Raw genomic sequence first — 25,953 nt, 5'->3', positions numbered from 1 at the left:
TGCTTCGTTATCGTGGCTACGTGCTGTCAACCCATCACCAATAATAGGATTCGAATTGGTGGATAGGTTGGAATCGATGCCGAAGAAGTACGTGCCCGTATTAGTGTAATCGTGGTTAAAATAAATTATTATTTAACCAGCCCATGTTATTTCTTGAGAGGAAATCCAACGCGGGCAGAGCCGGCCCCGTTTCTTCTCACACATCATGAAACGACGCGCATTCATCAAAACAGGCAGCGTATCACTCGGGGCACTTACTCTCGGCCCCTCAATCGCTACAGCCAGTCCGATCCAGCGATTTATCGTTGATAGTCGAGGTTTTCAGGGCCGTGAAGACGTCGAAATAATCCACGAAATGCAGCCCGTGGATCTGCTCATTGTCGAGGGATCTGAGGACTCACTCGAAGCATCCCGGGCGGACTTCGTGCCAGATAGACGACACAGCCGCGGCGATCATCGCCCAGTCCGCCAAACCAGAGCTGATGATCTCCAGGAGAGCGAGGACCTATCTGCATATCAGTGGGACAAACACGACCAAGGTATTCCGGACGCTCACGAGACGACTCGCGGTGAAGGAACGCGAGTAGCGATCATCGATAGCGGGATTGCATCGGGTCATCCTGATCTGGAAGGCCAGGTCAATCTCGATCTCTCGAGGAGTTTCGCAGAGGACGACTACGGAATCGGGGAGCCCTATGCAGGGACCCACGGGACGCACGTGGCAGGAATCGTTGCTGCCAATGACGAGGATGAGACCGGTGTTGTCGGCTCTGCGCCCGGTACGGAGCTCGTGGATCTTCGTGTCTCTACCGCGAATCCGGCGAGTAGTGATCGCAACGACCTTCCGCCGGATTACTGGGGAGATACGTACTATGGGTCAGTTTTGGCTGCCCTCGTTTACGCTGCTGAGATCGGCTGTGATGCCGCGAATCTCAGTCTTGGTTGGACGTGGAACATGCGCGAGGAGGGGTGGGGTAGATTCTGGGGCAGTGTTCACCAGCGTATCGGAAACTACGCCCGGCGAAACGGGACGGTTCATACGCACGCTTCTGGGAACTGGGGAGAGAGTCTCCAGTTCAACCGGGATGAAACCGACTCGTCTCAAACTGCAGGTGGAATCACGACGAGCGCAACCGGTCCTATCGGATTCGATCCTGGTACCGGCGAGTACGATGAACCACCGTACGCGCCATCAACGTATACGACACACGGAGTCGGTGCAATCGATCTCGCTGCGCCTGGCGGACAGGGTGGAGAGTCTGAATACGATGATGTCCTGAACGTGACTGCTACGCCCATATTTAGCGATGATGGGGAGTATCAGGGAGCGGAGTATGGGTATGGGTGGTTAGCTGGAACCTCGATGGCTGCACCACAAGTTGCCGGTGCCGTTGCACTTGTCGCCAGTATTAGTCAGCGTTCCAATGCAAACCAGGTCATGAACGTACTTCGTCGTACCGCAGAAACTCCCTCTGAATACGAAAACAAGTACTATGGGAGAGGTGGTTATCTCGATACCCTAGCTGCAGTTTTGGACTAATCGCACTCGTCTGAACCCTGCAATAATTTCGACGGCATCCTCGACGTAGCCGGTGACTAGGGGCCAGGCCACCTAGACACTACAGAGAGGCCCTGCAAGGGCGATCTATGTCATCGGTACGTCTTGCTCAGCAAGAAGTTCCCTACTACGATCGTTGGTTTCGATAGGGCCTTCTGTCTCATGATAACTTCCTATCATAACCACTAACTCGACTGACAACGGCGTACTGGGCAATGGACATTCTCGTGGGTATCGATGCCGGCACGTCAGTGATCAAGGCAATCGCCATCACGCCGACTGGACGTGAGCAGGCACTGGCTACCCGAGAGCTCACGACGGACCATCCACGTTCACAGTGGGCTCATCAAGACATGAATACCGTCTGGGAACAGACCGCTGCCTGTCTCGCGGAGCTCGTTGAGCAGCTTCCACCGGAAGCCACTGTTCTCGGCGTCAGTATCGCAGGCCAAGGCGATGGATGTTGGTTGATCGATGGGGACGGCGAGCCCGTTCGCAGCGCTATTCTTTGGTCGGACAGTCGGGCAAACGAGTACGTCGAGCAGTGGCGCACCAACGGCACGCTCGAAGAGATCGCTTCTATCTGTGGCTCGGAGCTCTTTCCTGGCACCGTCCTTCCGCTTCTCGCATGGCTGTCCGATGAACGCCCTCAACAGCTTGAGACGGCGGCGACGCTTCTGTTCTGCAAAGACTGGCTTACCTACAAGCTGACCGGAGAGCGGGCGACGGACTTGAGCGACGGTTCGCTGCCCCTCTTGGATATTCACAGTCAATCGTATTCGGATGCCGTCTGGAAGGCCACGGGAGTGTCCGAGCACAAGCACCTGCGCCCGGAGCTACAGACCGCAGGCTCGGTCGTTGGATCAATAACTGAATCGGCGACAGTGGAGACTGGTCTACCCGCTGGGACGCCGGTCGTGATGGGACTGTTCGACGTTGCCGCGTCCGCCATCGGTTGTGGCGCCGTCTCCGAGGGAGATTCGGTGTCTTCGGTCGGGACGTCGGTCGTCAACCAGTCGCTAGCTTCGACACCACGTGTCGATTCGACGACGATCCAAGTTGCCCTCTGGGACGGTCTCTATACGGAAGCAATCGGATCGAATGTAGGCACCCGGAGCATCGAGTGGGTGCGCGATGAGATTGTAAACAATTGTAAGACCGACTATTCGGATCTCGAGGCCGCTGCTCGCTCGGTTTCAGCCGGAGCAGACGGGCTTGTTTATCTGCCGTATCTCAGCTCGACTGGCGAACGAGGCCCCTTCGTTGATCCCAATGCACGAGCACAGCTACTGGGTTTGGAACCGTCGCATACAACTGCCCACATCGTTCGAGCAGTGTACGAGGGGCTTGCCTTGGCGCTTCGGGACTGTTACGAAGCGGTCCCAAATACGGTCTCTCAGCTCTATCTCACTGGCGGACCAACGCAATCTGCGTTCTGGAATCAGCTCGTTGCCGACTGTATGGGCGTCGAAATCGTCATCCCGGACAGTGCTGAGCCGACCGCGCTTGGAGCGGCGGTACTCGCCGGGGTCGGTGCTGGCTGCTACTCGAACGCGCCAGCAGGAGTCAAACAGGTCCGTTCAAATGCCGATCGGTATCACCCGACTGCTGCTCGTGGTGAGACGTATGATCGTCTCCACGAGCAGTACGTAGGTATTCGAGCCCGGATGAAGGAAATCTGGGCGCTCCAAGCCGAAACCAAATCCCAGATCACGTTCTAAACGTTCTAATCAGTAGGAGGGATCACGACGCTGAAGATACGCACTCAGAGATCCATGCTTCGAAGACTAGCTGCAGTTCTGCAGATAACGGCAACAATCTTGACCGAAACTGTCGCGTCTCTTTGACGCTACTTCTAGGTAAGTAGAGGAGACGAGGAGATGAGCACGGACAGCTACGCTATCGTGGCGAACTCTTCGCCCGAGTCCGGGAGATACTCCGTGATACTTCGGTGAGCACCGAACTCCGTGATCACGGTCTGCAACGCGTCGATGATCGTCGCGATGTCCCGGTTGATTTCGTGTTCACGATACGTGCCGCCGTCCTGACCTCGATGTTCCATATGGGAGAGTGTCAGGTTGAGGATTTCGAAGTCGGAGAGAAAACTCCGCATTCGGCGGGCTGTGCGGGGATTACGGTCCTGAGTAGTACAGAGTTTCTTGTATCGCTGGTAGACGACACGCGACCGGGCAGGAGTCGCGTCCTCGGCGGCAAGGGTCGTAAGAGCATACAGGGTAAGCTGTTCGTGTTCGGTGAGATCACGCATGATGTCCATGCTCTGTTGGGCCTCGAGCTTTTCTTGGGCTCGCTCGACGTGATCGGTCGTGACTCTCGTTGCGTTTTCCGTTCTGGCGAGGTCACCAGCCTTCCGAAGCAGTGTAATCGCTCGTCGTGCATCGCCCCCGTCTTGACGGCCAAGTGCAGCACACAGTGAGATCACACCGTCCTCAAGCGCGTTCTGGTGGAACGCGATGTCCGCTCGTTGTTCGAGGACTTTTTGGAGTTCTTCGGTGCCATACGGCGGGAACGAGATCTCGGTTTCACAGAGCGATGATTGAACCTTCGCGTCGAGTTGCTCACGGAACGTCGAGTCGTTGCTGATCCCGATGAGACCCAGTTGGATGTTCTCGATGTACCCGTTGTTGTCTGCGCGCGTGATCTGATAGAGGAAGGTGTCGTCCGTGATGTGATCGATCTCGTCGAGGACGATGATAACGGTCCCCGAGAGGCTGTTGAGTTCGTTCCAGAGGAGGCGATAGACTTTGGATTGAGGATGGCCCGTCTCAGCGATGTAGTGTTCGGGTTCCCGGAGCTTGTTGATGAGGCTGATCGCAGCCTGATAGCTCGTGCTCAGGCCGTCACAGTTGAGCGTTATAAACGAGATGTCCACGTCGAAATGAGCAGCCGACTCCAGCAGTTCGTTGCGCAGGAAGTTCGTTACTGCCGTTTTCCCGACGCCAGTCTTTCCATAGATGAAGACGTTATCGGGATACTCCCCGTTGATGACGGGCTGAAGTGCAGCCTCGTACTCCTCGATCTCGTTGTCCCGTCCGACGATTTCGTCAGGAACGTACTCTACCTTGAGTGTGTTCCGTCGCTTATAGAGAGTATCGTCCGGCTGGAACCGGGGGCCCATGATAGGAGTGACTGAGTCAACCTACCATGATAATAGTTTCGACCATCGTTTCCAGTATTTCCAGTATAACCACTTCGAATAGCCGGACTACCACCCCACCGTTTCCAGTAAACTCTAGGGAATCGAGACTAGTTCCTTGTCTGTCGATGGCGAACTACCCCCTACTAGCCCTCACGAGCTACCCCACCGTTTCCAGTAAAGTGTGATCGATCGCATACTCCAGACACCATTATTCTTGGTAATTGGAAGTGTCTCTGGGAAAATTGAGGAGAGGAATCGAACCACCGTGTTCCAGTATTTCCAGTAAAGGGTCTTTTATAAGTAAGGAGCACCCCACTGTTTCCAGTAATTGGGCGCTACGGAAGAACCAGCGCACGGCGAGGGGGAAGCATGGAGAGAAGAAGACCAACACCCCCACCCCACTATTTCCAGTAAAGAGTAGAAGAAGCAGGAGCGGTTCTGGGAAAGGTAGTTATCTAGCGAGAATCTTTATTATGGATAGTCACTAGTTGGTCCGTAGCGTCGAAAAAGTCGGCTAGAGAGATAGGGAACTAGGGGGTTACTTCACGCTAGGAGCAGACGCCTCCCCACTCGATCTCGCGTTTACTGGAAACAGTGGGGGGAGAGTGATGGCCTGTTCTGGGCGTCCCTACTCCTGTCATCGTATTAGTGGAAATAACGGTGTCTGACATATGGCGGACGGAATCACCTCTGAGAGAGATGACCTACCGGGCGTCTTGTGCAACAAATACTATATCGGTTCTCCCTATACGTTGCACAAGGAAAATGCCACCGACTGCACCTCCCTCCCTTCCGAATTACCTTGCGGAGGGCCTTCCTAAGCAGGATGACGAGTCGCTTCGGGACGCCAGCGAATATATCGATAAGCTGCTTGCGGCTCGCGAAGAACGTCGCCAAGAGCCAGTCACCGAAGACGAACTGCCGGATGAAACCCAACTTCTCGAGAACGAATCAGGTGGTGCGGTCTATCTCGAGTATCGCACCTGTGGTGATGAGAGCTGCTCGTGCATGAGTGGCGGCGGGGAACATGGCCCCTATAAATATCGGGCCTATCGTGATGGAGACACTGTTCGGCGGAAATATCTAGGAAAAGCAACCGGCAGTGACACTGACTGACACTATCTCCTTTGGTCAGCCCATACGTTCACTCTGTAGTATCTCCCCAACGACCATGTGTCTCGGGCGCCCAGCCGTCAGGGACGACACGGTCGGGATTCTCGGGACAGACCGCCTGGTGTCCGTTCGCCGCCCGATCTGTCAGGAACGCTTTTCCACACCGCTTACACTCCTTCATTTGGAATCTGTTGTTAGTTGAAACTCCTCCGTTATATATGTGGTGAACATAAAGCACTACTGACACTCTCGTTGAGGAACTGATGGAGGAGATCTCTCGGGCATATCAGCTGCTACCAGTACTATCATGCACATTGACCACGGCTTCATCAACTGAGTATTTCAAATGGAACTCTCAGACGATCTACTGTGTCTGTTTAGTGGTGAGATCGATCGCCGAAATGGGTCTTACACGATCGAGATTCCCGAACGCGAGGTGGAGCTCGGCGACCTCGAGCCGGACGGTTCGTATCGTATCGCTCTCGTCCCACAGGCTCGGCCCCAGACCGACTCGGACACTACTACCAGTCAAAAATCGACTCAGGCAACTACTGAGCCCAATCCGCCCGTTACTGAGGGCGATCACCGAACCGTCGAGATCGAGACGATCGGCGATCAGGGTGACGGGATCGCACGAGTCGAGCGAGGATACGTGGTCATCGTTCCCGATACCGACCCGCACGAACGCGTCGAGATCGAGATCACGAGCGTGGCGGAAACGGTGGCCTTCGCTGAGGTCGTCGAACGCTACGAGCACCACGAGTAGAACCGTCCTTGCTGCGGTAGCCGTCAGAATGGCACTGCTGAGGAGTAGTGATCGACCGAAGAATCCCGCTTACTCCACTCCTTATCGCGAGAAGTACTTAAAATAGATCGCTGAGGCGGAATTCTCCCCAGCAGATAGGTGAGCTTGGGGTAGCGCTCGGTCAGCGCTTCCCCACCGACGTCGAGATCCTCGAGGTATTCGAGCCCCTCCGAGCCGAGCCACCACCAGAGCTCGCCGTCCTCGGGCGAGCCGAGCTTTCCATGTGTGCCGAGCCAGACGCCGGCGAACGCGCCGAGGGTCGCCACGACCAGCAGGCCAAGCAGGGCGGTCGTTCCTGCTGCCTGCCCCGGCGGATCCTCGTCGCTGAACAGCCCCGGCAGGAAGAGTCCGCCCGCGAGCCAGAGCGTCGTGATCCAGAGCACCGCGAGGTTGATGTGCCAGGTCCGGACCGTGGCGAACGGGAGCCACGAGACGACGTCGACTCCAAAGGCGTCGAAGAGGCCGAAGAAGCCGGTGCACTCGACGTAATAGTGGGCCAACAGCGCCCCGGTGAGCGCCTGGAGGACGAACAGCGCGCCGGCGACCGGGACGTACCACGCGGCGGCGTACTGTGCCGGCGTGGCCGAGACCGACTCGGGCGAGGGCACGTCGACGAGCTCGGTCGTCGGTTCGGCGAAGTCGAGGCTGTGGTACGCCTAGACCCCGAGGCCGCCGCCGCCGACGAGCAACACCAGACCGATCGTGCTCCAGACCATCACCTGGCCGGTCGGCCGGTTGCCGGTTCCGGGCACGTACGGCCAGTCGTTCGTATAGGAGTGCTCCGACCCGGGACGGTCGGTGTGGGCGTGGAATAAAGGTATGCCCGAAGCCGTTCGGGTTGATTCGGTAGTGAGGAGAACACTCTGTTGATAGCTATGAGGAGAGGAATCCTTACACACAAACTGCGGCACGCGGGACTCGCCAATATTGGTGGAGTACTCGCTTTCATACAGCGTATGAACGCCCTTCTATTGGTCCGACCCGCCCGTTCCACTGCCAAGGTCTATGAACTCACGAGGGTAAACCAGCGACAATAAAAGTAAGATACTCTTCCGATAGACCTGTACGTAGGTTACAATCCCGCTATTCGTAATCAATGTCCAGATCTCATCGAACAGCTATAGACATGCAGTGATTAGTGGAAAGATAGCGAACACGGAGGTTCAGATAACTGGGCTTGCAGTCGAGGAGGAGAAGTTCAGTCCCTAGTAATCGAGTCTGTGTCTTGTCCAACAGACTGTCTGACTGTTGGGTGGGTTACACAAGGGGGATTATAGTCATACATATTATACTCTCAAATCATCAATAATAGTTATCTAATTGGGGTGAATACGTGAGCGAGTTATGGGAGATAATAACAATCAAGGCATCGGTCCAGAGATCACGCGACGACGCTATATGCAGGGAACAGCCGCATCAGGTGTCGGACTAGCAGGTATTGGCGGGGCAAGCGCACACGCGACCGACGAACCCCTGATCGGCGGTTCTGAGGAGTTCACCGATCGGGTCGAGGACGGAGAGACGGTCTATGGAATGGCGACGGTGTTTGCGAGTATGGACTCGGCGACAGTCGTTGGGAATCACCCTGCGGTCGATTGGGTTTGGATCGACGGCGAACACGGCTCGTTTGATTTCGAAGTCATCCGGCAGATCGTCTCGGTGATCCCCGATGATACTGCAGCACTGGTACGCATCCCGGGACACCATCCACGGGAGGTCGACCGCGCACTCGACGCGGGGGCCGACGGGGTCATCATCCCGTTTCTTCCGCGAATCGACGGGCCCGGTGTCGTCGAGGACTGTCGCATGTTCGTCGAGGCAGCCTACTATCCACCCGATGGCAATCGAGGTGCCTCCGGTCTCCAAGCCGGTGCCCAGTTCGGACTGGAGGCCGACGAGTACTTCGAGACCATCAACGACCGCGTGTTCGTAATGTTGCAGGTGGAAACGCGAGAGATGATCGACAATATCGATGAGATCGCCCAGATAGATGGGCTCGATTGTTTATTGGTCGGACCGTACGACCTCTCCTATCAGTTGAATGATCCCGGTAACTTCGACAATCCAGAGCTCCAACAGGCTATCCAAGACGTCCTTGACGCCTCCCAACGCCATGGGGTCGCACCGGGTTATTGGGTTGGCGACGAAGACGAGGAGGAGTTCGTCGATGATGGCTGGCAGGTACTCTCGCTTGGTGGGGATGGAGGCTTGCTCGCGAGCGGAATCGAGGCCCGGTTCCCAGGAGGGAATGGCGCAGACGAATAGATACCATCACAAGCAGATATCCACGTTGTTATACTGTGTGTGAGCGACTCGGGCGTTATGATGGCGCTGGTATCCACTTCGATGGTCTCGTAAACAGGGTTTGTCTCTACCACCTCATATGTATGAGATGGTAATGAAAATACCGTTCTCATACGGACGAAATGGTTAACTAGCAGTGGTTCCAATTCATGCGCATGAGTCGAAGCCGCGGAGACGATGGGAAGTATATCGAGAAGACGACGATTGATGACGTGATCGCGGTACTCATCGAGCGTGACGAGCCGCTCACCGGCAAAGAGGTGGGTGAAGTACTCGGAATATCGAATCGATCCGCGCTCGATAAACTCAATTCGCTCGAGGAGAAGGGCAACGTCGAACGAAAGAAGGTCGGAGCTGGTGCCGTCGTTTGGTGGCTCTCCGACGAGCAACGCGCCCGTGGCGGCCCCGTCGGTCCACTCTTTGACCTCGTCGGTCTGTTCGGAGACGACGACGAGGCGGCCGAACGCTCTCGCAAGCGCTCTGAGGAGTGGGGCGAGGAGTTCGATCAACAGATGATGAGCGGGATCGACGAGGCGTAAGCGCTCGATGATCCTCGATTCGACCTTTGTTCATGACGTTCTGCGTGATGATAGTGAGGCGATCGAACGATTAGTCGAGCTCCGCGATTCTGAGACACCGGTTGCTCTCTCGGCACTCACTGTTTTCGAGGTCAGTGTCGGTCTTCGCGGGGAGAGCGCACAATACCGCGCGGAGTTCGACGAGCGTGTCGATGAGCTTGTTGTGCTCCCGGTTACGGAGACGGTCGCTCGACGCGCGATCGCGATCCAGCATGACTTGCTTGATCAGGGTCAACGCATCGGTGCTCGCGACGTTCTCATCGCAGGGACTGCGGTTGGCAGTCCGGATCCGCGGGTTCTTACCCGGAACGTCGACGAATTCGCGCGGGTCGATGGTCTCGACGTTAGAGGCTACTGAGGATGAGCAAGAAAACAATCGACCTCGCTGGACGGGTACGTTGCCGGGTCGAACGACAGCCCAGAGAATCCGCTGGGAGACAGCGGCCAGAACGCCTTGCCAGCATCACCGTACTCGAACTATACGAGGCCCTACCGCAGTTGAATGCCCCCAAGAGCGCCGCCAGAAGATACTCGCTGTCCTCGACTCCCGCCACGCCATCCCAGACGATGCGAAGGTGATGCGAAAGGCCGGGAAACTCTCAGGCGAACTCATCACATCCGGCCAAGAAATCGACCGTGAAGACTGCATTATTGCCGCTACCGCTCTTCTCCATGACGAGCCCATTGTCACCCGGAACGTAGACCATTTCGAACGTATTGACGGTCTCGACGTACGAACGTATTGACTTCTGCTTGTCAAGACTCGAATGAAACGGTTGACCTCGTTGGAAACCCTCCGTTAGTAATGCGAGAGTGGCGCTTATTGTGGTGAGTTTTCACCAGCAGTAGAGGACCTCCGCCGATCTCGATATCGTACTGTTCGACCTGCTCAGCAGCGCGGTTCATTTGTTTTCACTTCTGAGTAATCTGGAATCGTTCACGGGTTAGTGGGACTCCCAACCGACGCCCACAGTTGTTCAAGGCCGGGTTCGTGAACGAACACGAGCCATCGTGTTTCTTGCCAGACCGCGAGGGTTCCGGTACAGTATCAAGATTGAACAGGAGGATGTTCTTGGTCCTTCTCGAATGACTACACACAAAACTATGTGCCTGCAGATAGTTCATTCGTTAATGTACGATCGGATCTTGCTTCCCGTCGCGCAAGATGCGTCACCCGATGAACGGTACGAATCCGTCTATTCTCTTGCAGAACACCATGGAGCAACGCTCGTGGTGCTCTCTGTCGCCGATACCAACCGTGACAGCGTGACTACCCTTGGTACTGAAGTCGTCGATACGTTAGAAACCGAAGCCACAGCTACGGTCGAGCAGTTCGCCGAGAACGGACGCAACTACTCGGTTGGGATCGAGACGACGGTCGTACAGGGTGTTCCCCACGAAGAGATCGTTTCCTATGCGAACGAACACGATATCGATTTGCTAGTCATGCGAAAACACGATCGTAATCGCCTCACGGAGACCTTGCTCGGTAGCGTTACCGACCGAGTCGTTCGTCTTACAGAACTACCTGTCCTCGTCATCTAAACCCCGGAAGACCGTACGTTCCCACTCTATTCACACTCGTTTGACAACCCACAACATCGCTATTCCACCGACACTGATCACGAGCCAGTAGCTCGCCAATCGATAGATCGTTGCGATCGCGAGTGCAATAGCTGTCGTCGATGGTGTAAGCGTCGTGAGAAGAACGATCAGTGCTCCTTCGATAGCTCCCAACCCACCAGGAAGGGGGACTGAGCCGGCAATCACACTTATAGGGACAATAAAGCAAACGAGCAGAAGCGAAATCGGAGTCCCTAGAGCCAGACTCGCGAAATACAGCGGTAGGGCGAACAGAATCCAGCCGATATAGGCGAAGGCGACTGCTGTGAGTAGCGCACGGGGAGAACTTGCGATCACCTCGATCGACGAATAGAGACGATCGATTCGGTCACGAATCGAGTCGAGCGTAATTCGGTCCGTCCGCTTAGCAATTGGGGCTATACATCGAAGTACTGTCCGCTGAAGCCTGTCTCGAAACTGCCATCCAACGACAGCGATGAAGGGCAGAACCACCGCGAGTGCCATGAGCACAATTGCGAACAGCTCGATCGATCCGGTGATCTGTGTCGTGGTCAGTAAATATCCAAGCCCCAGTCCACCGATCGTAAAAAACGGGAGAAGCCGAACGAGATCAGTTGTGGCAACGCTTGCGAGGGCTTGCTCGTAGGTTGCCTCCGTATCCCGGGCTAGTATGTACGCGATAAATGGTTCACCACCTGCTTGTCCCATTGGTGTCACGTAATTTGCAAACGTTGCTGCGAAAAACGTCACACTGAGCTTCCGGTATGGAACCGAGATGCCGATTCGCTCTAAAACGACGTGCCACGTTTTCCCCCAAACAATGAGACATAGCACCGTCGACCCGCAAGCAGCGAGCACCCATTCGAGCTGTGATGTCTGGAGCTGATCGATCGTTCGATCCCATCCGATGCCGACACCAAGAAGGTAGACGAGCACCACCGCGATGGCGAAACCAACGGCGGTCTTCGCTATCGTTCTTCGATCGATCCAGCCCGCACTACTGTCTCCCGTGAGCTCGGGCATTTCTCGCTTCGGCTCTTCGATAAGCACCTCAATAAAAACCGACGTTGCTAGGAGACACTATGTTCAGGTGCCGACTTTTACCACACGATACCATTCACCATTCCACGTCAAGGTGTACTCGAAAAGTGCCTTCACCGTCAAGACACCGTGTCCGAGATAGACGAGGGGTGCGAATACGATCGACCATGACGGACGTCCGATCCGGCCTTCGGCGGCGTCGTGGCTCCAGACAGCGGCAATCATCCCGAAGATGCTGGCAAACGGGAGTAGCGCCGACTCGGTACTAACCACGAATAGGAACAACACATGAGCCGTGAGAACGAGCAAGACGCCGCCCGCGAGGACTGCTCCGATCGATCGACCGACCGTAAGGAGATCACTGGCGTTACGGTTTCCGCTCATGGCCTCGGAGATACGTCTGTGGGCTACCTGTACGTGACCGATTCGCCATCGTTTTCGCTGTCCCCAGAGATCACAAAACGTATGTGGAGCTTCCATCGTACTCGTACAGCGGCTGTTTCGTGTAACGGTTAGACCCGCTCGGTAGCACTGATGAGAGAAGTAAATGTCCTCGGTCAGCATGTCTCTGTACCCGCCGACTCTGTTGAAGGCTTCGCGAGTAAAGCCCGTTGCTGAACTCTGACAGTGGGTAAATCCGACTAGTTCACCGAGCAAATAACCTGCTTGGACCACGACCCGCTCGCAGTATGCCACTGTCTCGATCGGTCCTGTGGGGCGTGGCATTCGTCGACCTTGGAAGACGTCGGTTCCGTTCAGGAGACTCCTCATCGCGATGGGAACGAATCGGGGTGAGGCTCGCTCGTCGGCGTCGAATACGACGAAATGATCGGCTGTGCTGTGTTCAACTGCCGTATTGATCGCTGTCGCTTTAGAGCCCGGCGTATCGTTGATGATCCAGGAAACCGTTTCGTACTGGTCGGTCAATTCCGCCGCACGATCACGGGTTCGTTCGTCATCGGGTTCGACAACGATCGCGATGCAAAGCGGAGCGTACTCACTATCCAGGAGACTGGTGACGCTCTCGTGGACGACATCCGCGTCGTGATACGCCGGAACGATCGCCTGTACTGGTGGCCCGTTCCGTATCTCGTCTGAGGATGATTTGCCCAGCCATACCTCATACGTGAGAAGGATTCCGGCAACACCGACGATAACGCTAAATAGACCAACGGACACCAATCCCTCGAATATCCAGAAGACGGTCGAACCGATTTCTATCGTCCAGATGTCGGCATCCGTATAGAATCCAAGACTCAACAAGCCACCGATGCCGAGAATCGTGCCGACCTTCTCGGCTATGTGGTTGACGTCTGCCGACATTGATAGTCGCTTGCGTTGGTTGGCATTTCAAGATTATGACTGGCTGGCTTCGCCACATAATTGTACGTAGAGGACGAAACTCTGCAGAATGAGTCTCGGCGACTGGGTCCGTGTCTCCGCGGAAAAGATTCGCCGGAAGGGGGTTGAAGGGGTTCGGGATGTAGCGTATGACCTGTATACTGGTCTCTGGTGGCTCGGGTGGCCGATTCCACGAGGGACGAACGTCTACGAGCGAGAGTGGGACGTCCTCGTCATACTCGACGCCTGTCGCGTGGATCTCCTGCGGTCTGTCTCCAACGAGTACGAGTTTCTCGATACCGTAGACCGGATGGAATCCGTCGGTAGTATGTCCAAAGAGTGGATGGCGAAGACGTTCACCGATGAGTATGCTCCAGAAGTAGCTAACACGGCCTATATTACAAGCAATGTCTTTTCAGAGCGACTGCTGTCGTCCGACCAGTTCCAGCAGCTCGATGAAGTGTGGCGATATGGGTGGGATGAGACGCATGGTACAGTCCTCCCGCGACCGGTTACAGATCGTGCGATACAGACCGCTCGGGAAACGGATCCTGATCGGATGATCATCCACTACGTTCAGCCCCATCACCCCTTCATTGGTCTCGACCGATCGTTCGACGCCGAGCCGTTTGGTCCCGCACTCTCTGATACCGTCGTTGATGCACTCCGGAAAAACAAGATCGACTTCGAGACGTTCTGGGCGGCCTATCAGGACAACCTCCGATGTGTACTGGATGACGTCGATCTCCTCCTCTCAAACATCGATGCCGAACGGGTCGCGATCACCGCTGATCACGGCGATGGGTTGGGTGAATGGGGGATCTATGATCATCCGGTCGGTTGTCTCCATCCCGCGATTCGAACTGTCCCGTGGACACAGACTACCGCCACGGATCATGGGACGTATGATCCTGAGCTCACGTCGACCGAAAACAGCGCAGAAGTCGAAGCACGACTTCAAGCGCTGGGATACGTTGGATAAGCCTGTCTCGTTGAATCGGTCTGGCGGCCGATTCCAACGATCAGGCGGCTGTTGAGACGGTTGGAACCGCCTACGAAGCCTGGGTGGCCGATATCGGCTATGATCCCACAACGACCGATATGGCCGGCGAGGAGCTCGAAGAGGAGGTTGGAGGATGACGGTCTCCATTGAGCTAAAAGACCAGATCCTCGAGAAGCAGATCGATAGTCGGGGGCGAGTGACGCTCGGTAGCGAGTACGCGAACAAAGAGGTTCAGCTGGCAGTACTCGAGGCTGACGGCGAGGAGTAGTGGTCGGCTGTCGTGGTAGTCGAGTTTCCTGCCTTATGCAACGAATTAGCTAATTATTGGAGCGTGTTGCACAAGGTAGATCTGGATTATGGATAGTTCTGGGTGGACCAGGAGTGGATCTAGTGAGTGGTTTCTGCGGGTACGGGTCTTGGTGGCGAAAGGCAAGCAGGAGCCTTTCGCCGGTTTCGAGCTCTCGTAGCATGTGGGATAGAATCGTGAGAGCGTCGAGGGTGTCGGTGCCCCGTCCTCGTTCCATCCGCGGAACTCGTAGTACTCCTCGAACATCTCGTCGAATGATTCGCGTTCGCTCTTTTGGAGACCAAGGTCGACTTCGTACACCGAGAAGACCGGACGGTCGCTCTCATTTCCACGGGTTCGGCACGAGGTCGGCCTGTATCCGGGTGCCGACCTCGATCCGACAGTCTGAGCGCAGTTCGGCCACACAGAGTAGGACGTACCCGTCCTGCCGGTGCCGGGGTTTCAGCCCCCGTGGCCGTTCGACGTGGACGAGGTCACCCTCCAGTAGACGCCCAGTACAGGTGCCGCAGGCGCCATACAGACAGCCATAGGGGATGCCGAGACCTTCGCGCTCGGTGGCGTCGACGACCGTCTCCGACTCGGCGACGTCGACGGTCGCTTCCCGGCCGTCGCGCCACTCCAGGGTGACCCGATGCATCGGCGGCTATTGCCAGACGTCGCTGGTACAGTCGCCGCCAGGCCAGCGAATCTCGTGGGCACGGGCCGGACCGCCGGGCGCGTCGCCGAAGTCGACGACGAACCCCTCGTCGAGTTCCATCCGCCCCTTCTCGGGGTAGACGTCCGCCTTCAGCATCAACGATCCCTCCTCGCCAATTTCGGGGTAGAACTGGTTGTCCCACGAGGAGAACAGGGAGGTGGTCCAGTAGAGCCGCCGTCCGTCACGAGACAGTTGGAGCATCTGGGGGGCGCCCCGGATGTCGTGACCCGCAACCTCCTGTCGGTCGCCGAAATTGCCGCCGGCCCACACCTGATCCACCAGTCGGGGATTGCCCGTATCACTGATGTCGTACATCCGCACGTCACCGTGCAGCCAGTTCGAGAAGAACATGTATTGGTCGTCGAGCGACAGGAGGATGTCGGTCACGAGACCGGGGACAGGCATGTTCCAGTCCGGATGCTCACGGTCCTCGATGTCGATCACCTTCTCCCACTCCCAGTTTCCGTTATCCCCTTCCCAGAACCGGATGACGTTCGAGGAGAGCGCGGCACCCACGTATCCCTCCGTCTCCTCTGGATTGTGAGGCATCCGGATCTCCAGTGGGATCAGCCCCTCCTCGCCAAAGGTGAGCGTCTGGCGGTGTTCCTTGGTTTCCCAGTCCCAGATGTGGATGCTGTCGCCGTACTTGCCGGCCTCTACGTCCTCCAGATCGAAACCAGGGTAGTAGGTCTGTGGCGCCGCCCACTCCGTCGAAAGCATAACGCCGTGCCGAGGCTGGTACCAGTAGTCATAGTTCATTTCCATGGCACCGCGGTCGCCCTCCCAGTGGCCATCGATGGAGAAGTCGTCCTGGTCGAGCTGGAGGAAACCGCCGGGGAGCTCGCCGTCGGAATTGCCCAGCATACTGATGACGATTTTTCCTCCCGGAACGCAGTGGACGGTGTGGGGTGCCGAGAGGTCGTACTCGAACACTTCCTCGGGTTCGATTACCTTCTCGATTGCCGGCTGTCGGGGATCGGAGGCGTCGACGATGTGAATTCGCGAGGAGCGTTGGCCGGGGACGATCAGGTGGTCGCGGGTCAATCCTTCGGCGTGGCACGACGACGAACAGGTGTTCCAGCCGAAGTGGTGGAGTTCGTCACCTTTGTTCGGCATCTCAACGGTGTCGATCAACTCGGCATAGGTGTCGGAATTGGGGTCCACATCGACGACACCGACGAAGTCTGGACCGTCGACGTCCATCCCGACCCGGGGCGACATGACAAAGGCAGTCTTCTCGCGTTCAGATTCCGTCCGCATCGCCGCAGGTGTCGGATAGCCTGGCCCCTCTACCTCGTGGTGTTCATGCCCGTGTGTCTCGGTCGATTGATTGGGCTCGTCGGTATTCATGGTAGTAAGTAACACAGTCGATTAGACCATAAATAATAATTTCGTTTTTCGAATCACATTGTTGATGTCAGTGGGCTGCTTGGAGAGCGTGTTTAAGCGCGTCTCGTCCGGATTCTCGTGGATTCCCTCTGATCTCCCTACTCAATTCGTACACCTACCTAATAGGTATTGCACTAAGTCTGTATTAGAATTCTATTTGCTTAGGTCGTGTTCGAATCCGAGTCGTTGTATGAGTTGTCCGACCCAATTTTGCTGGCAACGCGTGTTCCGTATGGACTTCGGTATACGGACCTAGAATCGTTCCGAACAGCCGAGACGACTGACGATATTCTTTGAGCTGGCTGCTCTTTCGTCCAGCGGGTTGGTTGGGTTAGGGTCATAAAATAATTTGAACGTGTTAGAAATCCTTAAACGCTGATAGGGTTTCAGAAATCGTGCTGAATACAGAGCCCGAGTGTGGTACTAGCTAAGAGCCGATCTACGAATGGTAGTGATCGGTCAGTATAGGTAATCCACCTACCGGCACTTGTATATTAGATATAGAACGAGTAGTCTCTATTGCCAACTTTATGTACATAATAGGTGATTGTTTGAACAGTGGATGATTTTACAGCGATATGGGTGCGATTGTAGCTAACGTTGGTGGAGAGATCACGGGAGATGAGTCAAAATGTTTGGGAACAACGAGATCTCGTTGGTCGGCAGTCATGGCTTGACCGTTGACGGCGGGTTCTCGACCTGCTCAGATCCGAACCGGAATCGACATTTTCCCCGGTTACGTATATCCCGTCTGTATCGAGGCCCACGATTTCGGTCCGCTATCGATCGGTTGCGCTCGAGGGGATCACTATGTCACAGGTAATAGCGTTCGTCGACGCCGCAGGCGTACTTGAGGAGACGGGGGGCGTCTTCCGGTACGTCCTCGTTTTCCTGCTCGCGATGGTTCCGGCGGTCGAACCATTCGTCGTGATCCCGGTCGGGATCGGACTCGGACTGGATCCCATCGCGACGGGATTCGCCGCGTTCGCTGGCAGCGTCACCGCTGTCGGGTTGATCGTCGGCTTTCAGCACCGGCTCGTCGGCTGGTGGCGTCAGCGGTCTGGAAACGACGGGACACACTCAAGCGGTCGAGCCGGCCGCGCGCGTCGCGTGTGGGAGCGGTACGGACTCGTCGGATTTTCCTTCGTCGGTCCGATACTGGCGGGGATCCACCTCGCGGCGCTGATCGCGATCACGGTCGATGGCCGTCCACACCGCGTCGTCATCTGGCTGACGGTCGGACTCGGCGCCTGGACGGTCGCGCTTGTCGCTGGCTCGGTGGCCGGCCTCTCCGTTCTCGGGTTGTCGTAGTTGCCTGCTACAGATATTGGCAAGTACAGAGTATACAGTTACCACCATCTATATCCCATCTTATTGTGGACCATTTTGTAACGACACTCGCAGTTATCGACTCTGTTGGTACCACCGATCTATTGATAAGTCTCGTCACGATCGCTTTTGCTCTTATCGTAGCGTTTTCCATCCACCGAGATGCGAACAGTCGCAGGAGTTCTCACGAACTTGCGTGGGGCTTTGGCGCGTTCTTGGGCGGCCCCATCGTTTGGATTCTCTATTATTTTGTACGTGATGCAGTCGGCCCGAGTGAGTCAATGTAGCAGTCGATACAACGTGTCTCGACGGTTATCGGACTCATCATCTGTACAGTTCGCGCACCTCCTGAACGTCTGATTCGGTAGATTCATTGTGAAATAAATTCTATTACTGTGCTGCACTCATTCTCTGTATTCAGCACTCCATTCCTATTATGCTCTGAGAATTCCAACAGAGTGCTGATTTTTATTCTGAATGTCCCTCTGGGCACTCGTCGAAGGCGTCCTTGAATTCGTCAAACTCCATTGCGCTCCTATCGAGAGAATCTCTGGTACTGGGATGGAAGCTCGATCATCGATGAGTGCAGTAATGTGGCTCTCATCTCTCCCTTCCGGTTGGGCCCGTAGAACATTTGTAGACCGCACGTTGCCCCTCGACAACGATTTCATAGACTGCGTGGGGAGAGACAGCATGGGTTAGTTCTGAACCAGTGGCTTGTTCGTGGAGTCTTCTATCACGTCGCTCACCATAGCGAGCGGTCGGATGGCGAGTATAGAAAATCGACTCCGATTGCTCAGTAGCAGTGGAGTCGGGGTTAGAGTCCTGTGCTGGAATTGAAAGCAATTGTTCGATTGACTCTCCATGGAGGAAGGTTAGTTCCGAGCCATGGGTACGATACTGGTCTCTAAGACTCTCGAGACACTGGTGGAGGAATCGAATCCGAGCATCGCAGGCTAACGTGTCCTTAGAGTAGAACTGTGGATTGAGGACGAAGACTGGTTGGACGACCGTCCCCCTTTTGTGGGCAGTCTGCAGTGCTTTCTCGAGCGCTCGATTATCCCGAAGACGAAGATCAGTACGATGCCAGAACAGAACTGTCATTGGCTGGATTCGGATCCGAATGCCGTTCGAGAAGAGATGACGATAGCATGCCTCTGTCTGGTGGTTCCCCTTCTCTGTCTTCTCTCGGCTGTTTGAGTTCGAGTTCGAGTTTGAAAGGGTGTCATCGGTATTTGATTAATGACGCTCTACCGAATTATAGAACCGCCAACCACGGTGAAACTGGAACGATCAGTTGACGCAAAAACCTTGTAGGGAACTCGCGAAACGACCAAGAACTGTTCTACCAGCTTCACTGGATAATGGTCTGATGATTAAACCTTCTATGGCGATATCTCCCCTGAATTTTATTAGTATACACACACAACTGTGTATTGGAATGGCGACCAAAACGATCTCGCTTGACGAAGAAGCCTACGAACGGCTCAAAGCCCGCAAACGGGAGGGGGAGTCATTTTCGGAGGTCGTCAAACGAATCGCAGGCGAACGGTCCTGGTCCGAGGTCACAGGTATCCTCTCTGAGGACGAGGCGGACGACCTCGAAGCGATCATCGAGGATGGACGGGAACGCTCTCGTAACCGCCGCGACCGTCTCGCTGATGACCTTCGAGGCACGGAATGATCGAGGACACCTCGTTTATCATCGACATCCTCCAGGATGAGTCCGATGCTGTACGCTCTCTCGACATCATCGAATCCGAACAGCGGCCAGAACGCCTTGCCAGCATTACCGTCCTCGAGCTTTACGAGGCCGTCCCGCAGTTGGATGTCCCGGAAGAGCGCCGCCAGAAAATACTAGCTGTCCTCGACTCCCGCCATGCTGTACCTGCTGACGCGAAGATAATGCGAAAGGCCGGGAAACTCTCAGGTGAACTTATCTCATCTGGACAAGAAATCGACCGTGAAGATTGTATCATTGCCGCTACTGCTCTTCTCCACGACGAGCCCATCGTGACCCGGAACGTTGACCACTTCGAGCGTATTGATGGTCTCGACGTACGAACATACTGATCTCGCACTTGGTTCGGTATCGATCGTATCACACTCGTAGCACCGACAGTTCTCGTGTGTTGTGGCGGTGAGTGCGTGGGCAATCAGCTGCCAGTCTTCGAACAGCCATTCGTCGGGGGTTCCGGCGGGCATATGCTTGGGTGGACCCGTCTTCTGGGATAAACTCTTAGGCAGACAGAAGTACTATCCCACTCGTCCAATCGGCGGACCGCAGGTCCCGTTGATGCGATCTCATGTACTCAGTTTGTAAAACGGCGAATCGGCCTGAGATCGATAACAGCCTTGATTGGCGGCAGGTACTCCGCCAGCAATTGTGCTATGCTGTAGCAGCTCTAAAGATAGGTCCCTCGACGGGAATTACGGACATCCCACTCTCCTATTCTGAGGCTCTTGAGTTGATGACTGTCACAACTGTCATGACATCCCAATCGTATTCGTTCAGACCCGAATCTAGAGGAGTGCCTGTATTATTCCTGCTGAGTGGCAAACGGTACTCCATCATGTTGATGGCAGGCCACATACGGCAGTGAGACGACCGCGTAGCATGTTGTCTCTTCTTCTGTTCTTCGTCCACAAATGTATTCACCGGAGTCGTTTGTTGGTGGCTCCGCTGGCTTTGCCTGTGTGGTTGAAACGTTAGTATCAATATCCTTCTCGGGGTCCTTCATCTACCTTGGTGAATCATTGAGACCGGTTGTATGCCGTGTCATTGCGGCAATCATTGTTCCCAACAAGCAAGAAACCACTCAGCAACAGCGAGATCGGTTATTACGTGGAAACAGGCGCAAAGCCTCGCCCTTCAGGGCGGGGATACGCGCCGTAATTCCCGCCAATCTTCCGCACGATACAGCATGGCCTGATATTGGTTAGGTTTAGGTACATCGGACTCCTCGTTACACATGTAATGGTCACGGTCACTGTAACCGCGAAGTTCCATCAACCAACCCGCTCGCGCCGACGGGAATGGCAAGACGCCATGCACGTCTACCGCGATACCAAACAGGGATTGGTCGATGGGTGGGCTTCCGGCGAACTCGGTATGTCCGTGACCACTGCCAGCATCGATAACGACCTCTACTCGGCGGTTCAGAACCAAGCCATTCGAGAGGCGAAAGCCGAGTACAAACGCGACGGGTGGATGGACTACACCGCTGCCCAACCGTTCGCTACGAACAACCAGAATTGGAAACTCGAAACAACCGATAACGGTTCAGTCGTCGTCGGCTTCCCGTGTATCTCGCAGTGGTGGTATACGCCGATTCACGTCCATGACGAGATACGCGAACCCGTCGAACGGGTGCTCGAAGGCGAGGCGAAGAAGTCCCGCCTTCAGGTCTACCGCCGGGGAGACGAATGGTTCTGTTCGTTCACCGTCGAATACGACACCGTTCCCGAAGGCGAGACGCCCATCGGTGTAGACATTGGCGAGCGTCACATCCTCGCCGCGCACGCCCTCGGAGCGGACGGATCAATGCTGGTTTCGGGTAAAGAGGCGCGATACGTCAGACGGAAATATCGTTCCCTACGCGATTCGCTTCAAGAAGCGGGGGCACTTCGTGCTCGCAACCGCGTGGGTAACAAAGAACACCGTCGTATCCGCGACCTCAATCATACCCTCTCGCGTCGGCTGGTCGATTTCGCCGACCAATTCGAGAATCCGGTGGTACGGATTGAAACGCTCGAAGGCATCCGCGACCGAACGGAGTGGTCAGGTGTCCATTCGTGGCACTTCCACCAGCTTCAGACGTTCATCACCTACAAGGCCGAACAAGCCGGTATCCGCGTCGAAACGGTTGACCCGGCGTATACGAGCCAAGACTGTTCTTCATGTGGTGAACGCGGTTCGCGGAACGGCGACCACTTCCGATGTGATTCGTGCGGCTACGAACGTCACGCGGACTTGAACGCCGCCGCGAACATCGGGAAACGAGAGGGGGAACCATGCACGGCCTAACACTAAGCGGAACCCTGTTCCGCGAGGTCAGCGGAATCTTCGATTCCGCTAGACTTCGGGTGAGGCGAACCGTGCTCCCTCGCGGGCTGAAGAACCCGCCGTCATTGACGCCCGTTGTATACGGGGAGGAAGGCCGCTTTGACACGGCTCTATGCGCTGTAACGCACGCCCTTGGTCACAACTGGGCGGCAACCTTTGACGGACCACGCGAAAGCGTCTTTGAGTCCCAAGGAAACGCGCAACCTCAATATCCCCTTCGGGGAATCCTCGCCCTTTAGGGCGGGGAGGATGTCAATATCCGTACTAGTAGATAGTTTGTGCCGTGGTATCATCACTGTTCAGACGCCTTAGGTCTTCTGTGTACAAATTAATGAACTACTGGATCATAAGACATTTATTTACTACTGATCGAGTAAATCTTGATGCGAGTTCGAAAGCACCCTCCCACCCACAGAAAAGTACGACTATGATGTGGCAAGATTTCATCTTCATGATCGGTAGCAGCCTCTCGATTGTATTCCTTGCGCCGACACTTCGAGATACGGCTGCACGAGTCCCACTTGCAACGAGCGCTCCCTCGATGATTATCGGCGGTGTCTACGCGTTTACGTTTGCAACACTCGGTATGACCTTCTCCGCTGCAGGAGCACTCGCAACTTGTGTTATGTGGACGTTGATCAGTTTCTTCCGAGCTCCGAAATCACCATACAACCAATCGCACGCAACTGGCAGTGTTGGTGAACGGATTGACCTCTTTTGTACCGATGCGTATCTCTGGTACGACCACAAGCGCCACCAGAATTCTGTTCAGGCTGATTCGTATGTTTCAGCCGATACAACACCGTCGTTCACCTCTCAAGCGGATTAACTTCCTCTCCTTTGCTGACGACTGCCCTGTTGTCATCTCTCCGTTCCTGTCTGTCTGCAAAGAGTGAGAATATGGCGATCTTGCCCGATCGGGAGTGTTCTGGTACAGTACCACAGTTGATCAATGGGGGTACACACTGGGCTATAGCACGAGCAAATACTCAATTTTCTCTTGCCACTCAATCAAATGGGGACGGTCTGCAGCGGTCTCCTCCACTACTGCAAGCATTATTCACATATCGACGCAACTGAGGGAACTAAACGCGCAAGCGAAATGCTTGGCTATGATTTCACTAAGCACTGTACATGAGCCCAAAGGGACGTTGTGCCTATCCTGATCGGAGATCGGCTATACTATCCGTCGTTTTCAGAATCGTTTAGCCAGCCAGTGCTAATCATCCGTCTCTGGATGAGACACACTCGTTGCCTCACGTGTCCGATTCGGAGACGGCACCGAAGCGCTGTTCAGCGCGTTCCGCGAGTGCATTATTCATCGCTTCGTAGCCCTGTTGAGCATCGGCAGAAATAACGAACGGGACGAGAAAACTCGAGAGCTGTTCGTAGTTGATAAACTGCGTACGATCGTTATCGATTGAATGCAGTTCGAAAGTATGACAGATCTTGAACACCCACGAGAAGGGGATCGTAGCGACCCATTGGAGCGCTCGCGGTGGTTCCAATCTGGTGATGGTAGCAGTCATTTTCTCCGTCTGCGAGACGGTGCGAGACCGCATCCAATCGTCACTTTCGAGTCCTTATGGACCTCTCTCTTCAGTAACGTCTGTACGATCCTTCGGCGTAGGGGAGACGGAACAGCAGTCTTTGTGACGAACCTTTCAGCGGGTTCTAAAGAAACCAAAACGTTTTCCCCATAATACCGAGCCTACCGCAACGCCGAGACACTGTACTCGAATTTGCAGTAAAGAGATTAGTTGGCAATCAAGATAGAAACGAATAGAATAGTTAGAACAGCGGCCACTGCCGCTATAGACTCCTCTGATCAGGATCGGAGATAGTCGAGCTCATCGAGTTCGGGATCAGATGAGGCGAAGTGCGCCAGTACGAAGACCACTGGAGCGGTGTAATCGATCGCGAATTCATTAGTTGCATATGACTGGACATCATCGTAGTAAGCTTCTGCTGGAGCAGGCGACTCCTCGGCAAGACGGCGCTGCAGGATCGGATCCTGGTTATCCGTCTGTGCATTTGGTCCCCCGACGACGTGTCCTGGCAGGTAATAGCCGGTACTAACCATGATCCGATCATGAACGTTTCTTGCAGGTGTGTTACCTGCCCCGGTCATGTAACTAGTGCTGTTGGTGTTGCGACCAAAGGCATAGTGAAGCTGGTCTAATGCCCCGTTCACGTACGCTTGATCAGCTGTTATTTCGTTTGCTAGCAAGAGGTTCATACCCTTCGCGACGGCTATTTTTGTCGAAGACCACACATACTCGTCAGTTTCGAGTGCAACTCGATATCCGTCCTCGTTGATGTGCTCAACGAGGTCATCAGCGTACTCACGGAAGTTCTGCTGTATCGTCTCTGCAAACTCAGTGGTGTTCTCATCGCTCGTATAGTAGGCCCACAGCCCCAGCGTCCGTGCATCGGACCAGGTGATCGTCGTTGGCTGTGCTTCGAGTTGGTCAGTTAGTGAGCTTGTGAGATACTCATCGTACTCCGGATCGTTCGTCGTCTTCAGTAGCTCGGCCGCTGCCCAGAGACGTTCCTCGTCGTCGGTATCCTTCCGATAAGGACCTGAGCCACTATCCTGACCTTCGTCGAACCGGAACTCTGGATCAGGATTGTCTTGGAGATACTGATAGGCGCCCTGTGCGTTCGAGAGGAGTCGCTCAGCGAATGCTTCGTCGTATTCCTCATAGATTCGAGAAGCCATTGCCATCGCTCCCGCATAGAATCCTGTGCCGAACGTCGAGAATCCGAACACATAGCGCTGCTGTGTGTCTTCGCTCGGCGTGACGTCAAGGTCGGGGAATTCATCACCCGCAACCTTGTGGTAGATCCCTCCATCTGGCCGCTGCATCCGTTCCATCCACTCGAGATTGAACTTCACCTCTCGAAGGAGGTCGGGCAGATCCTCGTCGGAGTCGGATGTCTCATGGGGAAGACAGAACTGATCAGCACCGAACTTTTCGGAGTACTGTTCGTAGGTCAACAACAACTGTCCGACAGTAACTGATGCAGGGGGGATATATTTCCCATAGTCACCTGCATCGTACCACCCACCGCTAACATCGATCGAATCGCCCTCATCGTAGTAGTCATCCGAGAAGAACAGCTCTGCTTCCGCATCATCTTCATGTCCCGCTGCGTACTGTGCGCCCGTAAGCGGATCATCGAGGTGCATTCCCGACCGCATGAGAGTGTAGACTCGTCCTGCTTGCATTAGAGCGGTATCGAACACACCGTCGCTAATGGTGAAATCATAGGAAAGAGTCGTATCTTCGACATCTAACACATACTCTCCAGGAATAGTTACCGATGAGAAATCCGCATGACGGACTGTATCCCCCGAGTTAGCGTCCGAGATCGGGTCCGATAACTCGCCAGTGTACACGCTCTCGTCGCTGACCGCATCTCGAACATGGAACGTGGTTGCGTCGATCGTAACCATACCGATCTTGGGCTCCTTGGGTAGATACCCAACTTGATCGATCTTCGTATCTTCTTCAAGTGGATAGATCGGATCGACATCCAGATCGTCCGGATCGGATGAGTCCTCTGCAGCTGCCTGTGTACTCGATGCAGCGATCCCTGTACTACCTACTACTGTGGCTCCAGCTATCATCCGCATGAATTCGCTTCGGAAGAGTTCGAGTTTTTCGTCCATGCTTC

25 protein-coding genes are annotated in these 25,953 nt (G+C 55.1%); 15 read left to right on the top strand and 10 right to left on the bottom strand.

Annotation, left to right across the window (positions count from 1 at the left end):
- The first annotated feature begins 205 nt into the window (after positions 1-205).
- Positions 206-1,540, top strand: a complete 1,335-nt coding sequence (locus WOA58_RS18385) for a S8 family peptidase (RefSeq protein WP_340605754.1) — start codon at positions 206-208, stop codon at positions 1,538-1,540.
- A 233-nt stretch (positions 1,541-1,773) separates the two neighbouring features.
- Positions 1,774-3,279, top strand: a complete 1,506-nt coding sequence (locus tag WOA58_RS18380; protein WP_340605753.1) for an FGGY-family carbohydrate kinase — start codon at positions 1,774-1,776, stop codon at positions 3,277-3,279.
- Positions 3,280-3,452: 173 nt separating this feature from the next.
- Here the strand turns inward: WOA58_RS18380 and WOA58_RS18375 are convergent, their stop codons facing one another.
- Positions 3,453-4,694 (bottom strand): orc1/cdc6 family replication initiation protein, encoded by a 1,242-nt coding sequence (locus tag WOA58_RS18375; RefSeq protein ID WP_340605752.1) that lies wholly within the window; start codon positions 4,692-4,694, stop codon positions 3,453-3,455.
- A gap of 786 nt (positions 4,695-5,480) precedes the next feature.
- Here WOA58_RS18375 and WOA58_RS18370 point away from each other — a divergent pair.
- Positions 5,481-5,831, top strand: coding sequence for a DUF6788 family protein (locus tag WOA58_RS18370; RefSeq protein WP_340605751.1), 351 nt, complete (start codon positions 5,481-5,483; stop codon positions 5,829-5,831).
- A 343-nt stretch (positions 5,832-6,174) separates the two neighbouring features.
- Complete coding sequence (locus tag WOA58_RS18365; RefSeq protein ID WP_340605750.1) at positions 6,175-6,594, top strand: TRAM domain-containing protein; 420 nt, start codon at positions 6,175-6,177, stop codon at positions 6,592-6,594.
- A 23-nt stretch (positions 6,595-6,617) separates the two neighbouring features.
- Here WOA58_RS18365 and WOA58_RS18360 read toward each other — a convergent pair whose 3' ends face one another.
- On the bottom strand, positions 6,618-7,241 hold the full coding sequence (locus tag WOA58_RS18360; RefSeq protein WP_340605749.1) for a hypothetical protein: 624 nt from the start codon (positions 7,239-7,241) through the stop codon (positions 6,618-6,620).
- 790 nt (positions 7,242-8,031) lie between these two features.
- Between WOA58_RS18360 and WOA58_RS18355 the strand changes: the two genes are divergently transcribed.
- From WOA58_RS18355 to WOA58_RS18335, 4 genes are all read left to right on the top strand, one after another.
- On the top strand, positions 8,032-8,898 hold the full coding sequence (locus tag WOA58_RS18355; protein ID WP_340605748.1) for an HpcH/HpaI aldolase family protein: 867 nt from the start codon (positions 8,032-8,034) through the stop codon (positions 8,896-8,898).
- Positions 8,899-9,149: 251 nt separating this feature from the next.
- Positions 9,150-9,476 (top strand): hypothetical protein, encoded by a 327-nt coding sequence (locus WOA58_RS18350; RefSeq protein WP_340605747.1) that lies wholly within the window; start codon positions 9,150-9,152, stop codon positions 9,474-9,476.
- A 7-nt stretch (positions 9,477-9,483) separates the two neighbouring features.
- Complete coding sequence (locus WOA58_RS18345) at positions 9,484-9,873, top strand: PIN domain-containing protein (RefSeq protein WP_340605746.1); 390 nt, start codon at positions 9,484-9,486, stop codon at positions 9,871-9,873.
- Between the two features lie 773 nt (positions 9,874-10,646).
- Positions 10,647-11,060 carry a universal stress protein gene (locus tag WOA58_RS18335; protein WP_340605743.1) on the top strand — a complete coding sequence of 138 codons (414 nt, stop codon included), beginning with the start codon at positions 10,647-10,649 and terminating at the stop codon, positions 11,058-11,060.
- A 30-nt stretch (positions 11,061-11,090) separates the two neighbouring features.
- On the opposite strand, the gene WOA58_RS18330 is transcribed toward WOA58_RS18335, so the two are convergent.
- Both WOA58_RS18330 and WOA58_RS18325 read right to left on the bottom strand, forming a co-directional pair.
- Entirely contained in the window at positions 11,091-12,122 is a 1,032-nt protein-coding gene (locus tag WOA58_RS18330) for a lysylphosphatidylglycerol synthase transmembrane domain-containing protein (RefSeq protein WP_340605742.1), read from the bottom strand.
- Between the two features lie 63 nt (positions 12,123-12,185).
- Positions 12,186-13,463, bottom strand: coding sequence for a glycosyltransferase family 2 protein (locus WOA58_RS18325; RefSeq protein WP_340605741.1), 1,278 nt, complete (start codon positions 13,461-13,463; stop codon positions 12,186-12,188).
- Positions 13,464-13,551: 88 nt separating this feature from the next.
- On the opposite strand from WOA58_RS18325, the gene WOA58_RS18320 reads away from it, so the two are divergent.
- Positions 13,552-14,463 (top strand): hypothetical protein, encoded by a 912-nt coding sequence (locus WOA58_RS18320; protein WP_340605740.1) that lies wholly within the window; start codon positions 13,552-13,554, stop codon positions 14,461-14,463.
- 154 nt (positions 14,464-14,617) lie between these two features.
- Positions 14,618-14,752, top strand: a complete 135-nt coding sequence (locus WOA58_RS18315) for a hypothetical protein (protein ID WP_340605738.1) — start codon at positions 14,618-14,620, stop codon at positions 14,750-14,752.
- Between the two features lie 45 nt (positions 14,753-14,797).
- On the opposite strand, the gene WOA58_RS19155 is transcribed toward WOA58_RS18315, so the two are convergent.
- The 3 genes from WOA58_RS19155 to WOA58_RS18305 are packed head-to-tail and all read right to left on the bottom strand — an operon-like array spanning position 14,798 to position 16,838.
- Positions 14,798-15,091: an aldehyde ferredoxin oxidoreductase C-terminal domain-containing protein gene (locus WOA58_RS19155; protein ID WP_390220985.1), complete on the bottom strand. Its 294-nt coding sequence runs from the start codon at positions 15,089-15,091 to the stop codon at positions 14,798-14,800.
- Positions 15,092-15,113: 22 nt separating this feature from the next.
- Complete coding sequence (locus tag WOA58_RS18310; RefSeq protein WP_340605736.1) at positions 15,114-15,428, bottom strand: 2Fe-2S iron-sulfur cluster-binding protein; 315 nt, start codon at positions 15,426-15,428, stop codon at positions 15,114-15,116.
- A gap of 6 nt (positions 15,429-15,434) precedes the next feature.
- Positions 15,435-16,838, bottom strand: a complete 1,404-nt coding sequence (locus WOA58_RS18305; RefSeq protein WP_340605735.1) for a selenium-binding protein SBP56-related protein — start codon at positions 16,836-16,838, stop codon at positions 15,435-15,437.
- 849 nt (positions 16,839-17,687) lie between these two features.
- Here WOA58_RS18305 and WOA58_RS18300 point away from each other — a divergent pair.
- Positions 17,688-18,188: a small multi-drug export protein gene (locus WOA58_RS18300; protein WP_340605734.1), complete on the top strand. Its 501-nt coding sequence runs from the start codon at positions 17,688-17,690 to the stop codon at positions 18,186-18,188.
- Between the two features lie 618 nt (positions 18,189-18,806).
- Here WOA58_RS18300 and WOA58_RS19150 read toward each other — a convergent pair.
- On the bottom strand, positions 18,807-19,310 hold the full coding sequence (locus tag WOA58_RS19150; protein WP_390220984.1) for a deoxyribodipyrimidine photo-lyase: 504 nt from the start codon (positions 19,308-19,310) through the stop codon (positions 18,807-18,809).
- Between the two features lie 337 nt (positions 19,311-19,647).
- On the opposite strand from WOA58_RS19150, the gene WOA58_RS18295 reads away from it, so the two are divergent.
- The 4 genes from WOA58_RS18295 to WOA58_RS18280 all read left to right on the top strand — a co-directional run bounded on the left by WOA58_RS18295 (position 19,648) and on the right by WOA58_RS18280 (position 23,101).
- Entirely contained in the window at positions 19,648-19,890 is a 243-nt protein-coding gene (locus WOA58_RS18295; RefSeq protein WP_340605733.1) for an antitoxin VapB family protein, read from the top strand.
- A complete protein-coding gene (locus WOA58_RS18290) occupies positions 19,887-20,279 on the top strand; it encodes a PIN domain-containing protein (RefSeq protein WP_340605732.1) in 393 nt (130 codons plus the stop codon). The genes WOA58_RS18295 and WOA58_RS18290 overlap by 4 nt, the downstream gene beginning before the upstream one ends.
- 904 nt (positions 20,280-21,183) lie before the next feature.
- On the top strand, positions 21,184-22,233 hold the full coding sequence (locus WOA58_RS18285) for an RNA-guided endonuclease InsQ/TnpB family protein (RefSeq protein ID WP_340605731.1): 1,050 nt from the start codon (positions 21,184-21,186) through the stop codon (positions 22,231-22,233).
- Positions 22,234-22,699: 466 nt separating this feature from the next.
- Positions 22,700-23,101 (top strand): hypothetical protein, encoded by a 402-nt coding sequence (locus tag WOA58_RS18280; protein WP_390220989.1) that lies wholly within the window; start codon positions 22,700-22,702, stop codon positions 23,099-23,101.
- Positions 23,102-23,528: 427 nt separating this feature from the next.
- Here WOA58_RS18280 and WOA58_RS18275 read toward each other — a convergent pair whose 3' ends face one another.
- Positions 23,529-23,801, bottom strand: coding sequence for a hypothetical protein (locus tag WOA58_RS18275; RefSeq protein ID WP_340605729.1), 273 nt, complete (start codon positions 23,799-23,801; stop codon positions 23,529-23,531).
- Between the two features lie 299 nt (positions 23,802-24,100).
- On the bottom strand, positions 24,101-25,948 hold the full coding sequence (locus WOA58_RS18270; RefSeq protein ID WP_340605728.1) for a glycoside hydrolase family 9 protein: 1,848 nt from the start codon (positions 25,946-25,948) through the stop codon (positions 24,101-24,103).
- Positions 25,949-25,953 lie beyond the last annotated feature (5 nt).

This window comes from Halalkalicoccus tibetensis (assembly GCF_037996645.1).
Classification (GTDB): Archaea; Halobacteriota; Halobacteria; order Halobacteriales; family Halalkalicoccaceae; genus Halalkalicoccus; species Halalkalicoccus tibetensis.
The sequence above is the reverse complement of the archived record's forward strand: the minus strand, read 5'-3'. Positions and strand labels throughout refer to the sequence as shown.

Bases quoted from the DNA above. Each gene is read 5' to 3' on its own strand.
- WOA58_RS18385 (WP_340605754.1), top strand. From the start codon at position 206: ATGAAACGACGCGCATTCATCAAAACAGGCAGCGTATCACTCGGGGCA.
- WOA58_RS18380 (WP_340605753.1), top strand. From the start codon at position 1,774: ATGGACATTCTCGTGGGTATCGATGCCGGCACGTCAGTGATCAAGGCA.
- WOA58_RS18375 (WP_340605752.1), bottom strand. From the start codon at position 4,694: ATGGGCCCCCGGTTCCAGCCGGACGATACTCTCTATAAGCGACGGAAC.
- WOA58_RS18370 (WP_340605751.1), top strand. From the start codon at position 5,481: ATGCCACCGACTGCACCTCCCTCCCTTCCGAATTACCTTGCGGAGGGC.
- WOA58_RS18365 (WP_340605750.1), top strand. From the start codon at position 6,175: ATGGAACTCTCAGACGATCTACTGTGTCTGTTTAGTGGTGAGATCGAT.
- WOA58_RS18355 (WP_340605748.1), top strand. From the start codon at position 8,032: ATGCAGGGAACAGCCGCATCAGGTGTCGGACTAGCAGGTATTGGCGGG.
- WOA58_RS18345 (WP_340605746.1), top strand. From the start codon at position 9,484: ATGATCCTCGATTCGACCTTTGTTCATGACGTTCTGCGTGATGATAGT.
- WOA58_RS18335 (WP_340605743.1), top strand. From the start codon at position 10,647: ATGTACGATCGGATCTTGCTTCCCGTCGCGCAAGATGCGTCACCCGAT.
- WOA58_RS18330 (WP_340605742.1), bottom strand. From the start codon at position 12,122: ATGCCCGAGCTCACGGGAGACAGTAGTGCGGGCTGGATCGATCGAAGA.
- WOA58_RS18325 (WP_340605741.1), bottom strand. From the start codon at position 13,463: ATGTCGGCAGACGTCAACCACATAGCCGAGAAGGTCGGCACGATTCTC.
- WOA58_RS18320 (WP_340605740.1), top strand. From the start codon at position 13,552: ATGAGTCTCGGCGACTGGGTCCGTGTCTCCGCGGAAAAGATTCGCCGG.
- WOA58_RS18315 (WP_340605738.1), top strand. From the start codon at position 14,618: ATGACGGTCTCCATTGAGCTAAAAGACCAGATCCTCGAGAAGCAGATC.
- WOA58_RS18310 (WP_340605736.1), bottom strand. From the start codon at position 15,428: ATGCATCGGGTCACCCTGGAGTGGCGCGACGGCCGGGAAGCGACCGTC.
- WOA58_RS18305 (WP_340605735.1), bottom strand. From the start codon at position 16,838: ATGAATACCGACGAGCCCAATCAATCGACCGAGACACACGGGCATGAA.
- WOA58_RS18300 (WP_340605734.1), top strand. From the start codon at position 17,688: ATGTCACAGGTAATAGCGTTCGTCGACGCCGCAGGCGTACTTGAGGAG.
- WOA58_RS19150 (WP_390220984.1), bottom strand. From the start codon at position 19,310: ATGACAGTTCTGTTCTGGCATCGTACTGATCTTCGTCTTCGGGATAAT.
- WOA58_RS18295 (WP_340605733.1), top strand. From the start codon at position 19,648: ATGGCGACCAAAACGATCTCGCTTGACGAAGAAGCCTACGAACGGCTC.
- WOA58_RS18290 (WP_340605732.1), top strand. From the start codon at position 19,887: ATGATCGAGGACACCTCGTTTATCATCGACATCCTCCAGGATGAGTCC.
- WOA58_RS18285 (WP_340605731.1), top strand. From the start codon at position 21,184: ATGGTCACGGTCACTGTAACCGCGAAGTTCCATCAACCAACCCGCTCG.
- WOA58_RS18280 (WP_390220989.1), top strand. From the start codon at position 22,700: ATGATGTGGCAAGATTTCATCTTCATGATCGGTAGCAGCCTCTCGATT.
- WOA58_RS18275 (WP_340605729.1), bottom strand. From the start codon at position 23,801: ATGACTGCTACCATCACCAGATTGGAACCACCGCGAGCGCTCCAATGG.
- WOA58_RS18270 (WP_340605728.1), bottom strand. From the start codon at position 25,948: ATGGACGAAAAACTCGAACTCTTCCGAAGCGAATTCATGCGGATGATA.